Origin of the sequence: Chryseolinea serpens, from assembly GCF_900129725.1 — a bacterium.
Classification (GTDB): Bacteria; Bacteroidota; Bacteroidia; order Cytophagales; family Cyclobacteriaceae; genus Chryseolinea; species Chryseolinea serpens.
Window position 1 is genome coordinate 727,130 of record NZ_FQWQ01000001.1, and the last position, 15,450, is coordinate 742,579.

4 protein-coding genes are annotated in these 15,450 nt (G+C 54.1%); 3 read left to right on the plus strand and 1 reads right to left on the minus strand.

The features are described 5' to 3' along the window. Nucleotides 1-15 precede the first annotated feature (15 nt). The gene (locus tag BUB30_RS02835) at nucleotides 16-8,151 is read right to left on the minus strand and encodes a PKD domain-containing protein (protein WP_178377002.1); all 8,136 of its coding nucleotides are present in this window, start codon (nucleotides 8,149-8,151) and stop codon (nucleotides 16-18) included. A gap of 760 nt (nucleotides 8,152-8,911) precedes the next feature. On the opposite strand from BUB30_RS02835, the gene BUB30_RS02840 reads away from it, so the two are divergent. The 3 genes from BUB30_RS02840 to BUB30_RS02850 all read left to right on the plus strand — a co-directional run bounded on the left by BUB30_RS02840 (nucleotide 8,912) and on the right by BUB30_RS02850 (nucleotide 15,403). Continuing rightward, entirely contained in the window at nucleotides 8,912-10,531 is a 1,620-nt protein-coding gene (locus BUB30_RS02840; RefSeq protein ID WP_073130889.1) for a CTP synthase, read from the plus strand. A 117-nt stretch (nucleotides 10,532-10,648) separates the two neighbouring features. Beyond that, on the plus strand, nucleotides 10,649-12,460 hold the full coding sequence (gene yidC, locus BUB30_RS02845; RefSeq protein WP_073130890.1) for a membrane protein insertase YidC: 1,812 nt from the start codon (nucleotides 10,649-10,651) through the stop codon (nucleotides 12,458-12,460). 141 nt (nucleotides 12,461-12,601) lie between these two features. Continuing rightward, nucleotides 12,602-15,403, plus strand: coding sequence for an ATP-binding protein (locus BUB30_RS02850; RefSeq protein ID WP_178377003.1), 2,802 nt, complete (start codon nucleotides 12,602-12,604; stop codon nucleotides 15,401-15,403). The last annotated feature ends 47 nt before the right edge of the window (nucleotides 15,404-15,450 follow it).

The window sequence follows — 15,450 nt, forward strand, 5'->3', positions numbered from 1 at the left end:
CAGGGTATCACTGGTTTACCGTATCAATGTCACGTCGCCGAGCTTGGTGGTCCGCTGACCATCGGAGAGCCGTAAGACGAGTTTGTAGACATACACTCCCGCTGGCATGAGCCTTCCGTTCTTGTCGTAGCCATCCCAGCCGATGTTCTTATCCTTGCTTTCGAAGATGAGGTTGCCCCACCGGTCGAAGATCTGCATGGCAAATTCTTGTACACCGCGGGTGATGGGCAGGAACACGTCGTTAAACGTTCCGTTGCCGGGGACGCCTCCCGTGGACCCGTTGGGGTTTGGCGTGAAGGCGTTGGGCAGCTTGATGAAGCCTCCATCGAGGGCGGTCACTTCTTGTTGTGCTGTGTCGTAGCAAACAATGTTTCCGTCCAGCACGCCGTCGCCGTCAACGTCCTTGTTGCCGTTGTCATAACCGGCGGTGAGGGTGACGATGTATTTGCCTTCCAGTTTGTATAAGTGACGGGGTTGGAACTCGTTCGATTTGTCGCCGTCGTTAAAATCCCACTCATACTGGCTTGCGCGCAGCGACTGGTTGAAGGTCTGCATTTCCGTGTCGGGCACGTAGAGGGGATTCGGTCTCAGTTGGAAGAGCGCCGAGGGCACATCGTATACTTCTATGCCTTTCTGGTTGGCAAAGTCGGTCTGTCCCGTCGCCAGGAAACTGGCCGTAAGGTAGATGTCATACTTGCCGGGTTTCAGGATGCGGAAGACGGGCTCGCGCAGGTTCGATGTGGTGACGAGGCCATTCTGATCATACAATTCCCAATAGAACGTATCCGCTCCGGGCGACAGGTTTTCGACCGTGATGTCCACCGGGAAACAAGCCGCAAGCGGTGTGGCCTTGAAGGCCGCTTTCAAGAGTGGCAGCTCGATGTTGATCGGCTTGCTGACAGCGCTCACGCACTGCTTGTTGTCGATGTCGCGGGCGTCGATGTTGACGGCTTTGAGGATGACGTTCTTCACTCCAGGCGAGAAGTAGTCCACGGTGAAGGGTCCTGCTCCGTTGGCGCTGGGGGGTGTGGCCTTGATGTCGTCGAAGTCCCAGGTGTATTCAAACTGGGTGGGATCGACAGGCGTCGAGTTGTTGATGAACTGCACCGTTGACACTCCGCCAACAAAAGGTGACGGGGGATCCGGAACGTTGCCGATGGCGGCGGTGACGCCGCGATATACTTTTACTTCTTTCTTGTATACATCGCCGCATCCCTCGTTGTTGTTGGCTTCGTAAACCACTTCGTATACAATAGGATTGGTCGTCGTGTTGTTGGTCATCACAAAGGTAACATCGGGCAGTGGACCGGTGCGTTCGTCCAGGCGGTCGGTCTTTCCGATCTCGTGATAATACCAATGACCAATGTCCACTCCTTCCGACTGATCTTTGAAGCGAATGCTTTCGCCGCTACAGAGGATCGGGTCGCCGGGGGTGATGTTGAGCGACACTCTGGGGAAAACCTTAATAGGGTTCGTGCTGAATTTGTCGCTACATCCGCTACCGGGATTGCTGGCGGTCAGCTTCACGGGATAGATGGTGTTGTTCTGTGTCGACCCCGCTGTGAAAACGTGGGAAACGGTTTGTGTGCCCAACCCAATGGAGCCGGGGAGAAATACATCCTGCGATCCGTCGGTGTAGTCCCATGTATAGGTCACATCCGGTTCCACGAACCACTGGAAGGTGAACGTTCCACCCGAGCACTGTGCGTCGGGAGCCAGTACCTGGAAGTCGGAGTTGATCTTGATCACGTTCGTGGTCACGGTCTGAGGAACGTCTGTGGCCACGCAGCCGTTGGCATCTTTCACGCGGAGCAGCTTGTAGGTCTGCGTCTGCGAGAAGTTGGGGATCTCGATGTTTGTGCTGGCGGTTCCGGCAAGATTGACGTAGGTGTCTGATCCGGCCGAGTAGTCATATTCAATAGGTGCACGGCCCACATTAAGCTGGATGTTCAGCACCAGCGTCAACCCTTCGCAAAGTTGAGACGCACCGGAGAAAAGTACTTCCGGCAGCGGGTTCACGGTCACCTTCACGATGTTGTCCTTGCCTTTGACATCGCAGGATACACCCGTGCGCGTGGACACGCTTTCCACCAATCTTCTGTAGTAGGTTGTTTGCGTGATGGCCGGGGGATCATAGGTAGGTCCCGTCTCCGCCGGAAGAATGTCAAAGAAATCGGCATCGTTGTTTGTGAACGACATCTGCCATCTGAACTTGTAATTCAGCACGCCACCGGAAGGCGGCGCTTGTTCGATGATCGCCACCGGATCCTGTCCAATACAAATGGCCTGATCGCTGCCGATGAAGCCGGGGTTGAACACAGGGGGATTGCCAATGATAGCCGAAGCCGGAAGCGACGGGCAACCTTTCACGTCTTTGACGATCATGGTGTAGTTGCCATCGAGTAGGTTCAGGAAGGTATGACCGTTCGTGGTCGTGTTGGCGATGATGGGGTTTGCCGGATCGCTGGACTTGGTTAAGGTCAGCGTGTAGTCCTGGGGAGAATTACCGCCTGAAAAGGTGGTAGCGATCTCTCCATCAGGGTAGTCGTGGCAGCTCAGGTTAAAGCCGTTGGCATCCACGGCGGAAGCCATGCTGTTGATCTCTACCTGGGTAGGCTGCACCAGCGTGACGGGGTTGGACGTTGTCGTACAATTGTGAGCATCGGTCACGCGCACGTTGTAGGAACCTACGCCAAGGTTATCAAAGATGCCGTCGTTATTGGGGTCGGTGGTGTTCGTTTGCAACAACAGGTATTGTGAGTAAGGCGCTGTTCCTCCGGCTGCGGCGGTACTGATGATACCATCCTTGCCCAGGAAGCAGGTGATTTGCTGATCAATATTCAAGACCGACGTCAGGGCCACCGGTTCAACGACCGTGATCACGTCCGACAAGGTACAGCCCTTTGAATCTTGCACCTCTACTGAATGTCCACCCGCAGCTAGCGCGGAGAAGGTGTAGAAGGTCGTACCGGCGTTGATAAACGGACCTCCGTCGATGCGATAAGAATAGACGGGCGTACCGTTGGTTACGGTTATGGTGATCTCACCGGTATTGTCGCCATTACACTTGAGATCTGTGATGGTCTTGTTGATGGACATGCTCGGGTTCACCGTGTGCGTGACCGTCACCACTTTTTTACAGCCGGTGGGCGTATACACCACTTCCACGAACAAGGGTACGCCGTTCGTTACCACATAGGCGGGCAAGTTGGCTGCTGGTATCGCAGCGGCCGGGCCCAGGCGTGGATCGGAAGTATACCAGGTGATGGCTGTCGTGGGTGTGCCGGCATCGGGCGTGACGCTGATTTCCAGGGCCGTGAGATCGGCCGTATAGGTTGTGCCACCCGGAACGTCGGAGCAAACCGTCAAAATCTGGCCATTGGCCACCGGCGATTTCAGTACGGTTACGGTAAAGGTCTGAGGAGGATTGGTACATCCGCCAGCGCCTTCTTCTGTGGAAGGATTTTTCGCGCGGACTTCAAAGGTCACCACACCATCCAAGGTCGACGAGGTGTTCGTCAGGATCATGTTGGAGATGTTGCCCAGGCCTGCTGCCGGGCTGCCGATGTTGATGTTGGGATCGTAGCTCTTCACCAGCCACAAAAAGTTTGCGTCGGAGTTGTTGGGCGAGGTGAACGCAACATTCAAAGGATCGCCATTACACAAATTGGGCACCACCACAGGGTCGACATCCGAACGGGGGTAGATCGTCACGGTGACCGTCGTTGCCGGACTACCGGCACAACCCAGCGAAGAGCTGTACGGAAGGATCACGTATTTGACGTCCTGATTTACGCCTGTCGTGTTGACCCAGGTGTTGTCGTGAATGACGTCATCAAGATATAGCGTGGTCCCATCGGCCACCGGTATAGCCGACGTCGGCGCTACCCCAGGAGGCACGATGATGCTGTTGATGATAAACCGGTCTGCAGGGAACGTGTTGGCCCGCGAGATCAGCGTGATGCCGGTAGGTTCGTCACTACAGATCATCTTGTCGAGACCAGGGCTCAACTGAGGCTGCGGACGAACCGTCACCGTGATGATTTGGGGCGTACCCGGGCATTCTTTCGTAATCGGTCCGATGGGCATGGGGAAAACGGTGGTCACTTCACTGATGGGCGTTACGGTATAGCTCACCGGCAGCGGCGAAGCCGACAAGTTTTCGAATACGTGATTTTGTATAAAATCGGCCGCCAGGTTGGTCTGCGGGAAAGTCTCCGGTGCATTGGGCGTTATATACCCGAGGCCGGCCGAGTAAATAGCATCGTTGATGGTGTATTTGTCGATATCGACAGGGCTTACGGGGCCCGGTCCGGTTGATTTTGCAAAGACGATATTCGTTGGTGTGTCGCTACATACGGCCTGATCATTGTCGGCCATAATGGGCCTTTTGTTGACCTGAACGTTATAGGTGCCCTCAGGGCTCACGCACACGTTGTTCACCTCCGTCACGGCAATCACCACGTCTTCGTTTGAAAACTCGACAAAGATGTCGGGGAAGGTCTGACCGCTGCTCACAAAGGCCCCTCCGATCGAGTTGTCGGATTGCCTGCGGATCTCCCAGTTATAGTTGGATGCCGGGTTGGGCAACGAAACATGATATGGTATGGAATTGTCGTTTTCGCAAACCACAGGGTCTCCTGTGATGATTGGCGCCACGGGTTGAGGCGACCTTAGGATGGTGAGCGGCACATCCGATGTGCTACAGCCGTTCAATTCAATCCTCACTTTTATATCGGCAGCCGTAGGTGTGGCCGTGTAAGGGAATTGGAGCAGCACATAAAAGTCATTGACCGTACCACCGGCAAAAACAATAAATTGACCGGGGCCCGTAGGGACCGTCCAGTAGTATTTAGCTCCAGGTACACTCGTCACCTGGTAGGTTTGAACCGGTAAAGTATTCACAGGTTGCCCGGAAGCACCCATGCACACCGTGGGGTCTCCAATGATGGCCTGGTCGTTAGGGAGCAAGTTAACCTGCAGGGTGAGTTTCACAATGGTAGGGCAACTGGGCAACGTCATGTAAGTAACACGCGCATATACGTCCTTGCTTCCTACCACGGAAGCGATAGGCGCCACAATGGGATTGACATTGTTTTGGGCATCGGGCAATGTATTGAACCAGGCTATCGCGTTACCCGGAGTAGTCACTGCGTTTTTGAAGCGCGGGTCTCCGATCAGATCGACGTTGCTGGTTGTGTTGGAGCCAGGTGTGTCCTCACAAAGGGCCACGGTAGCATCTTGTGCGCTGGGCAGCGGCCGAATGTTTATACTAACACTTCCATCGCTGGTACATCCTGTCGCGGTTTCTTTAATGCGGGCAATATACACTTTGCCATCAGGCACATTCATGAAAGGAACTGTAGGATCGGCCACCAATGTTCCCAAAGGCGGAGGTCCATCCTCATACCACTGTATCGTGCGGTTGGCAGCAGGAACGGCGGTGATGGCACTTTCATAGTCGGTGAGCAGCACCGTGGTGGTGACGGGTGCTCCAGCAGGAGCCACCTCACAAAGCAGTGGAGTCAGGTTCGAGGCGCTCGGTGCGGTGATGCGGTTGATAACTACATCGTCAAAATCGGTACACAAGTTGCCTCCGGCGCTGGTGAGGGTCCAGCGCACCGTTACTGAGTTGCCCGGGGCCGGCAGGTTACCAATGGTGGCATTGGGATCCGTGTCGTCCGAGATGGTTGCGCTCCCTGACACAACGGTCCACTTACCCGTAGCGCCAAAGGGCGCCGGATTTTGGGCACTCATCTGAACGCTGGTCTCGCAAACATTGAGCGGCGATGGTCCTGCATCGGCCACTGGCTTCCGGTCGACGTTGATCGTAAAGTCCTGGTCGGCCGCGGCACAGGTGCTTCCTGGTTGCGGAATGGCTGTAGCCTTCATCTTTAGCGGGGTGCCTGCCAGGTAATCGGCATTGTTGGCATTGTAGGTGGCCGATAAATTGCCACCGCCCGAGATGATGGTCACAATCGATCCATTGCCCGTGACTACTGAAAACGTTCCTCCATTGGAGCCTCCACCATATGTTCCCGCGATGGTGATGGGCGTGATGACGGCTGCACCGGGCAAAAGACATACGTTATTGACATCGGGCGCCGCTACCTGGGGTTTTTGATAGTACGTTACCGTCACCGAGTTAAAAGCTGCGGGACAGTTACCGCTGGTCACTCTCCATTCGAGTACATAGGCACCGTAGGCAAAGGCAGGGCCATTGAGGGTTACATCCGTGGTCGGTGATGTGGGATCCACGATCGTGAGGGCAGCAGCGGAACCGCCGGTGACGGTCCAGACGCCTGTACCGATCGTCGGTACGGGGGCTGCCAAGGTTGCCGTTTCGCCGCACGCGCTGATAGCTGGCATGGCGGCAATCGGAGTCGGGTTTGCACCAAAGTCAATGATAACTTCATCGGTGAACGTACATGACCCGGTCACGACCGTCCACACCATCGTATACTCCCCGGCAAGCGTAGGGCTTCCGATGGTAAGGGCTGTATTGGGATCGTTGGCGTTTGTTGTATATCCAGGGGCCGGCCTTCCTGCCGGCACGCTTGATTTGTAACTCCAGGTACCTGTTCCCGCTGTCAGTGTAGCCGTCAGTGGCAAGGAAGTGAGCGATCCGCAAAATGCCTGGTCTGCTCCTGCCGTCGGAGGTGTCGGGTTCGGGGTTATGACCACCGTTTGTGTGTTGCTGTTCACCGTGGCACAAGGACCGTTGTCAACCACTGCTCTGTAGGCATAGGTTCCGGCCGTTAAGACGCCCGGCGTAATCGAACTACCCGATGCGGGGCCTGTGTATGTGTTGAATCCACCTCCATTGATCTCGACCTCCCAGTGATCGATCGTACCCACATAACCTGATAAGGTCAGGGGGCCCACCGAGGTCCCCTCGCACGCATTGGGCACACCACTCAGGGTACCGGGCACGGTTTGATTAAAGACACGAACCGTAAAATCCCGGTCTGTTGTACAGTTCGGATTTGAAGTATAGCGGCGACTAACCCTCACGTTGCGGTCGACATAGAGTTGGCCAGGCGCAAACGCGACGGCTACGTTAAAGGTCGTTGAGGTGGCCGTGGTCCCACTGGGGGTGACACCGGTGTCGCCGGTAAATACATACTCCGTGGTGCCACCAAAGGTAGTTGTCGCCGGGGCGGGCATGACCACGTTAAATGAATTGCCGTTACAAATCTGCGCGGGTGGTGCCGTTGTCGGGTTCGGAACGGTGATCGCCTCACGAATGGTTTTTGTCAGTTTTACAGCCGGGCTTTCGCAGTTCAGTGCATTGGCTACATTGGGTCTGTAGGTCGCCCAGACGATATAATTGCCCGCGGTTGTATTATTGGTATAGCCGGGTACGGAGGATACCGGAAGCGAAGTGGACGTACCGGTCGAGATTGGTGTACCGGGCGCGTCCGGGCTTCCTGGCACGTTGCGATACCAGGTGACTAAGTTTCCGGCAGGTACGCCTAATACGTTAAAATTGCTAGGGGTAGTTCCGTTACAAACCGTTTGATCTGTTCCTGTTGGTGGCGGCGGTTGGTCCACGATCCTAATCCGTGCGGTTTCTATGACAGGGGGTCTGACGTTATATGGATTACAGGTATTCCAGTAATTCATCGTGATCTCGAAGATTTCGCCCACCTGTGCCGTTGCCGGTACGGTAATGATCTGCGTGGTTGCCGTCGGGAATCCAGAATTTGTGACCGAAACTGGGGAGGCATCTACGGTCCCGTTAAAGGGAAATGTGCGCGGCGTACCCCCGATCTTAACAGCACCTGTGATGTTGGAAGCGCCGGTGCCATAGATAAATTGTCTCCAGCGCTGTTTGTCGTTCGGACCGAGTACGAGATCGGGTGGGACGCAGTTGAGGATCGAGCGATCAGTGAAGGTAACGTTTGTCTCAACGCCGGCGCAAACCAAGTACTCGTTTACATTGGTAAGTGTTTCCAACAGCGAAAGTCTTCCCGTGTTCTCATCGTCGGTGTTCCAACGAACAAAGCGCGGCGGTGTTCCCAGGTTAGCGGCGCAAACTGCATTGTCGACCACGAGACGAACATCTGGGCGGTACTCGCATTTTACCTGACCTCCGTTGGGGGGGAAAAAGTGCGTGGCAGACGCGAAATACCGACCGGTAGAGATCATTGCAGCGTTTACTCTTTGGGGTGCTGATCCGTCATCCCAATTTATTTCATACTGTATGAGCGATGCGCCGCCGGAATCGTCGACGTTATTAATATCAATTTCAATCAGACCGGGAGTAATGGGACTGTTGGCACATGTCGTACCGTTATCGCGGTTAGCAATAGAGCCAGTGAAGATACCTGTATGGTCCAAACCGTTACAGCCTTGCGAAAACGCCTCAAAAGAAAACAGATTGAGTGCGGAGATAATGAAAACAAGCCAAAAAAATGGTCGACGTAGAAGTTTAGGCATACGCAAATGCGTTTAAAAACTGCGAATTAACAGGTATTGCCGATTAAGCCAAAGACTTACCTTTTTCCTAAACTATAGACAACCCTGTATCCGTATTAAAAAATCAAAGTAACCCAACCAGGTTAAAAAGTGTCCTCTCTAATTTGCTTCTGTTGATCGCGGCCTGGACGAACAGGCCGGTCGTTGCCGGTCGCTATGGCACGATAAAAAAATGGCGCTCATCCGTCAACCCTGCGAAGCGTCCACACCAAGCCCGCTCACATACTCCACCCAACGTCATCGGTGCAGACAAAAAGCAAATGTAGTAACTTTTGGCAAACCCGCGCCCGGACCCATCGGCAATCCGGCAGGCTCCCGATACAGGCGATGAATTCCCTCGCGGATTCGGGAAAACCTTCGGAATAATCCCTTGTAGTTTGAACCGTTACCCCTACCTTTGCCCCCGATTTTTTACGCCTTTTTCAGATCTATGTCAACCACTGCCAAGTATATCTTTGTTACCGGAGGCGTTACATCCTCCCTCGGAAAGGGCATTATCGCCGCCTCCCTGGCCCAATTGCTCCAGGCGCGCGGTTTTAAAGTCACCATCCAGAAATTCGACCCCTACCTAAACATCGACCCCGGCACCCTCAACCCCTACGAACACGGCGAGTGCTACGTGACCGACGACGGGGCCGAAACCGACCTTGACCTGGGCCACTACGAACGTTTCCTCAACGTGCGCACCTCCCAGGCCAACAACGTGACCACGGGCCGGATCTATAACAACGTTATTACTAAGGAGCGCAAAGGCGAATACCTCGGCAAAACCGTCCAGGTAATCCCCCACATCACCGACGAGATCAAGCGCAACATCTTCCTGTTGGGCGAAAGTGGTGAATACGATTTCATTATCACCGAGATCGGCGGCTGCGTGGGCGACATCGAATCGCTTCCTTTTATTGAAGCCGTACGCCAGGTGAAATGGGAACTTGGACCCAACAGCTCCATGGTGATCCACCTCACGCTTATCCCCTACCTGAAGGCTGCTAAAGAACTGAAAACCAAGCCCACACAGCATTCCGTGAAGGAATTGCTTGAAGCTGGGATCCAACCCGATATACTGGTTTGCCGCACAGAAATGCCCTTGCCGATGGACATTCGCAAGAAAATGGCCCTTTTCTGTAACGTACACCTCAATTCCGTTATCGAAGCCATGGACGCCGACACCATCTATGATGTGCCGATCCTGATGCGCAAAGAGAAGCTGGACGAGCGTGTTTTGGCTAAACTGAAAGCAACCTCTAAAGAGGAGCCCGTGCTGGAGCAATGGAAGAACTTCCTGGGCAAGCTCAAAAACCCCGTTAACGAAGTAAACGTGGGGCTTGTGGGTAAATATGTGTCCTTGCCCGATGCCTATAAGTCCATTGCCGAGGCGTTTGTACACGCCGGGGCAGAGAACGATTGTAAAGTGAACGTGAAATGGATCTCGTCCGAAGAAGTGACGAAGGAATCCGTGGACCATATCCTGAAAAACCTGGATGGCGTGCTCGTCGCGCCCGGTTTTGGCGAGCGCGGTCTGGAGGGCAAGATCGAGACCATCCGCTATGTCCGGGAGAACAAAGTACCGTTCTTTGGGATCTGCCTGGGCATGCAATGCGCCGTGGTGGAGTTTGCCCGCAATGTGCTGGGCCTGGAAGCCAGCTCTACGGAGCTGAACCCCAAGACCAAGAATCCGGTGATCGACATGATGGAGGAGCAGAAAAAGATCACCATCAAAGGCGGCACCATGCGCCTGGGATCGTATGATTGCAAGCTCAAAAAGGGAACAAAAGCCTATGCCGCCTACGGCGAGAGCCTGATCCACGAACGCCACCGCCACCGCTATGAGTTCAACAACAAATACCTCGACCAAATGGAACATGCCGGCCTCAAAGCAGTGGGCGTGAACCCCGAATCGAACCTGGTGGAAGTGGTTGAATTAAAAGACCATCCCTGGTATGTGGGCGTTCAATATCACCCCGAGCTGAAAAGCACGGTGCTGAACCCTCATCCCCTGTTTGTCAAGTTTGTAGAAGCTGCCCTTGAGCATAAGAAAATAAAAGCCTGACCCTTCTCGTCTCTTCCCTTGCGCCTTTGCGAACATCTCTGGATCCCGCGAAGACACAAGACGCAAAGAGAGGGCGCTAAGGTCTGTTATCTTGAAAATTGAAACACGAACGTAGAAATGGATAGAAATTCCGCCATTGGCATTACTTTGATCGCAGCGTTGTTGCTGGTTTACTTTTATTGGTTCTCTCCCACGCCCAAACCCGTGGCCCAGAACGTGGAGCCCACGGTCCGCACCGAAGCAAAGGCGGATACGGTAAGACGCGTTGAAGCCCTTCCCGACAGCGTGCTGGCCGCCACCTACGGCGATCTTTCCACCGCCATGAAAGGTGAAGAGACCACTACCCTGCTGGAAAACGAAGACCTGAAAATAACCTTCAGCAACAAAGGCGGTCTCATCCGCGAAGTGGAGCTGAAGAAATTCAAAACCTACAGCCAGCAAGCCCTGAAGCTGATGACGCCCGACGCATCGACCTTCAAGCTGAAGACCATTTATCAGGGAAAGGACCTTGATCTTTACGGCTTATACTACACCCTCAGCCAACGCAAGAACGCCGACAGCACCGAAGTGGTCTATACGGTTGCCCTGGCCAACGGCGCAAAGATCGAGCAGGTCTACAGCATTCCGGCACAAGGCTATGAGATCGGATACAAGCTGCGCACCGAAGGACTGGGCGAGCAACTCGCCGGCGAGAATCTGTTGCTGCAATGGAAAAGCACCGTGCGCCCCATTGAAAAAGATCTGACCGATACCCGCATCAATACGACGATCACCTACTATGCCGATGACAGCTACAATGAACTGAAACCGCGCTCGAAAGACAAGGAGTCGGAAGCCATTGCCAAACCACTGAAGTGGGTGGCGGTGAAGGAGAAGTTCTTTTTGTCCTCGATCATCGCGAAGACGGCTTTTGTCGGAGGCAACGTAGAAACCTCCATCGACAATGGCGACAGTTCCGTGGTGAAGTATGCCAACATCGACCTTCAGATCCCCAAGAGCCAGTTGACCGCCGGCAAAGCGGATTTCAAATTTTACTTCGGCCCCAACGACTACAAGAAGATCGGCAACGTGACGGAAGGTTTCCGCAAGAACGTGTACCTGGGCTGGCCCCCGGTATATTGGATCAACAAGTTTGTCATCTTCCCGGTGTTCCATTTCCTCACGGGCATCATCTCCAACTACGGGCTCATCATCATCATCCTTGTGCTGTTGCTCAAGCTGGTATTGTTCCCGCTGTCGTATAAGTCCTACCTCAGCATGGCCAAGATGAAAGTGCTGAAGCCCGAACTCGACGAGATCAAGGAGCGCGTGGGTGACGACATGACCAAGGTGCAGCAGGAGCAAATGAAACTGTATTCACAAGTGGGTGTCAATCCCATCAGCGGTTGTATCCCTGTGTTGTTGCAGATGCCGTTGATCTTTGCCATGTTCTATCTGTTCCCGGCCAGCATCGAGTTGCGTCAGCAGCCTTTGCTGTGGGCGGAAGATCTTTCGACCTACGATTCGTTGATCCATCTTCCGTTTGTGGTGCCTTTCCTGGGCAATCACCTCAGCCTTTTCACGCTGTTGATGACGGCTTCGACCTTGATCTACACCTGGCAAAACAACCAGATCTCGTCCGTTCAGGGACCGATGAAATCCATGTCCTACATCATGCCGCTGGTCTTCCTGTTTGTATTGAACTCGTTCTCCGCCGGCCTCACGTTCTATTATTTCATTTCCAACCTGGTGACGTTCGCCCAGCAGGCCATCATCAAACGGTTTGTCGACGAAGGCAAGATCCGGGCGATCATGGAAGAAAATAAAAAGAAAAATGCTACGGGGGGCGGCAAGAAATCCAAGTTCATGAGCAAGCTGGAGGAAGCAATGAAGTCCAGTGAAGAAGCCCGGCGCAAAGCGGAAGAGGAACGCAGGAATAAGAAAAAGTAAATTCTAGGATCAGGTAAAAATAGATACCTCACCCGTCAATCGGGTGAGGTATTTTTTTTGCTTCGTCATTTCAAAATGGCTTCTCTTGATTCCGGCGGCGTTGGGCGCTCGCGCTTTTTTTCCTTATCTTATAAACAATCTATGCTTATACCCTCTATGGGCAAGTACTTCTTTTCGGTCCTGGCTTTTGTTTTCACGCTGTCGGCTTGCCGGGCACAGTTTGTTTCCGTGGAAGACAGTCTCGAAGTGCTGTTGCCCCACCTGCAAGGCCGCGAACTTGTAGACGCCGTGAGCGCCATCGCCGAAGAGAACATTCACTCCGATCTTGAAAAGCTCGACCGCTATGCCAACGCCGCCGACAGCCTGGCACAACGTATTGGCTATCCCGAAGGGGAAGCCATGGCCCGCATCATAAAAGGTTACAGCCTCTATTGGCGTGGTCACCTGGCCCAAGCCCGCGAGGCCTTTCAACGCGAATTCGACCGGTCGGTTGCCCTGAAATTTACGCGCGGCATCTATATGGGACAGGAAGGTGTGTTCATTACGTCGCTGCGCCTCGGGGAGATCGAAAAGGCACATCAATGTGTGGAGTCTTTATTGACTTTCGTGAAAACCATACCGGATTCGGTCGAAAGAAATTTTTACATCACCGAGGCGAACAACAAGCTCGCCTACTACTACATCATCCTGCACGAATTCCCAAAGGCCCACGAGGTCCTGCGCGCGAACATGGCTTTTGCGCTGCGGCACCCGGGAAGCCCTCGCATCATGGGGATGATCCTGAAGACGATGGGCGATTTGGAATCGCGCGAAGATCTCACCCGCGAATCCATCGCCCACCTGGAGCAGGCCCGTGAATATTTCCGTGTTGTGCGCGACCGCCATAGTTACCTATCCTGCATCATGATCCAGGCGACGATGTATGCCCAGGCCGGCGAGACGGCGAAGGCCATGCTGATCTTTGAGGATCTCCTGACCCGGGCCAAACAACGAGGTTACCGGATCGGCATCGCCGACCTCGATTTTGAATTGGCGCAATTGTATGCTAATCAAGGCAAATTTGCGAAAGCCATCGCCTTGCAACTGGAATCCTTAGCGCTATACACCGAACTGAACCGGGTGAACGAAATGATGATCCTAAGGGAGGGACTTGGAAAAACCTATGTGAAGCTCGGCAACTTTCCACAGGCCATTACACATTTCAAACAAGCGATCCAGTTGTCGGAAAGCAATGTGCCGGAGGGGGAATCGCGCCGCGTTCTCTCCGATCTATACATCCTACTCAGCCAGGCGTCGCTTCGAATGGATGAGCGCGACGACGCAAACTATTACGCCCGCAAAGCTCTGTATTCACCCACAGCGCACGAAGACTTTGCGCTCGCCGTCCCGGCACTGAACAACCTGGCCCGGGTCTTTCTATCGCTTCAAGAGCCCGACAGCGCCGCCCGGACGCTGGTCACGATCACAAATCATCTTGATGTCATTCAATCCAACCGCGAACAGACCGTCTACTTCAATTCGCTTGGGGAGTTGAACAGACAACGGAAATCCTATGCGCAAAGCCTGGCGGCATTCGGCAAAGCGCTGGCGCTGAGCAAAGCAGCCCACTATGCCGATGAGCAACTGCTGGCCCTGAAGGGGTTGTCGGATGTGCAGGCGGAGACGCGACATCCCGGGGAAGCCCTCGCCCAACTGGAAAGCTATTACGCGCTGAAAGACTCGGTCTATTCCATGACCGCGTCCAACGAGATCACAGACATCCTCATAAAATATCAGACCGCGGAAAAAGAAAGGCTGAATGCGCTTTTGCGAAGCGAACAGATTGTTCAGGAGGCCAATTTCCGCACGCAGGGCATTACCTTGGTCCTGATCAGCGTGGTGTTGGCGCTGACGGCCCTGCTGGCGATCGGATTGATCCGCACCAATCTTGTAAACAAGAAACATAACCAGTCCCTGGCCGAAAAAAACCAGGAGATAGCTTTGCAGAACGAGGAGATCTCCTCGCAAACCGAAGCGATCGAGGCGCAGCACGAAAAATTGAAGCAGTCGCTGCAGGACCTCAAATACACACAGGCGATGCTCATTCACTCCGAAAAAATGGCGTCGTTGGGACAACTCACGGCCGGCGTGGCCCACGAGATCAACAACCCTGTGAATTTCATCTCCAGCGGCGTGGATGAGTTGACGCAGCAAATCGATGTCATCATCACGTTATTGAAACAATATGACGACGCGGCCCCTGCCCTTCCGGAGATTGAACAACAGGCAATTGTCGCCTTGAAAAACGAATTGGGCTTCGAGGATACGCTGGACGACATTCAGAACCTCAAAAGGCTCATCGGCACCGGCGTGGAGCGCACTACGCACATTGTGAAAAGCCTGCGCGTCTTTTCGCACGAAGGGCAGAAAGCCTTCAGCCACGCGAACCTTAACGAGCAGCTTGACGCTACGCTCGCCATGACCCAAAGTGAAATGCGCGGGCGTATCGAAGTGGTCAAGCGTTTTGACCCGGCGTTGCCGCTCGTGGAGTGCAACATTGGCGAGATCAACCAGGTGTTCATGAACATCATCCTGAACGGCATCCAGGCGATCGAAGACAAAGGGACGCTGGCCATCGCCACACGCTGGGATGCGCGGGAGAAACACGTACGGGTGGAAATTGCCGACACGGGCCGGGGCATCCCCGCCGACGTGAAATACCACATTTTCGATCCCTTCTTCACCACCAAGGAAGTGGGCAAAGGCACTGGCCTGGGACTGACCATCTCGGCTTCGATTGTGGAAAAACACCATGGCCAGATCCAGGTGCAAAGTGAAGAGGGACACGGCACATGTTTCATCGTAACCCTGCCCGAAACGCAGACCGCAACGGGCGGCATAGGCATCGTTGCAATGAGCAAGAACACGTTTCCCGCAACCGCGGGCGACGATAGTGATCAATAGTTGAGTGACGCGGTCGTGCATCGATCCGAAGTTATAAGTATATCTTC

Excerpts from the sequence above, each read along its gene's own strand:
- BUB30_RS02850 (WP_178377003.1), top strand. The coding sequence starts at position 12,602 with ATGCTTATACCCTCTATGGGCAAGTACTTCTTTTCGGTCCTGGCTTTT.
- BUB30_RS02840 (WP_073130889.1), top strand. The coding sequence starts at position 8,912 with ATGTCAACCACTGCCAAGTATATCTTTGTTACCGGAGGCGTTACATCC.
- BUB30_RS02835 (WP_178377002.1), bottom strand. The coding sequence starts at position 8,151 with ATGATCTCTACCGGTCGGTATTTCGCGTCTGCCACGCACTTTTTCCCC.
- yidC (WP_073130890.1), top strand. The coding sequence starts at position 10,649 with ATGGATAGAAATTCCGCCATTGGCATTACTTTGATCGCAGCGTTGTTG.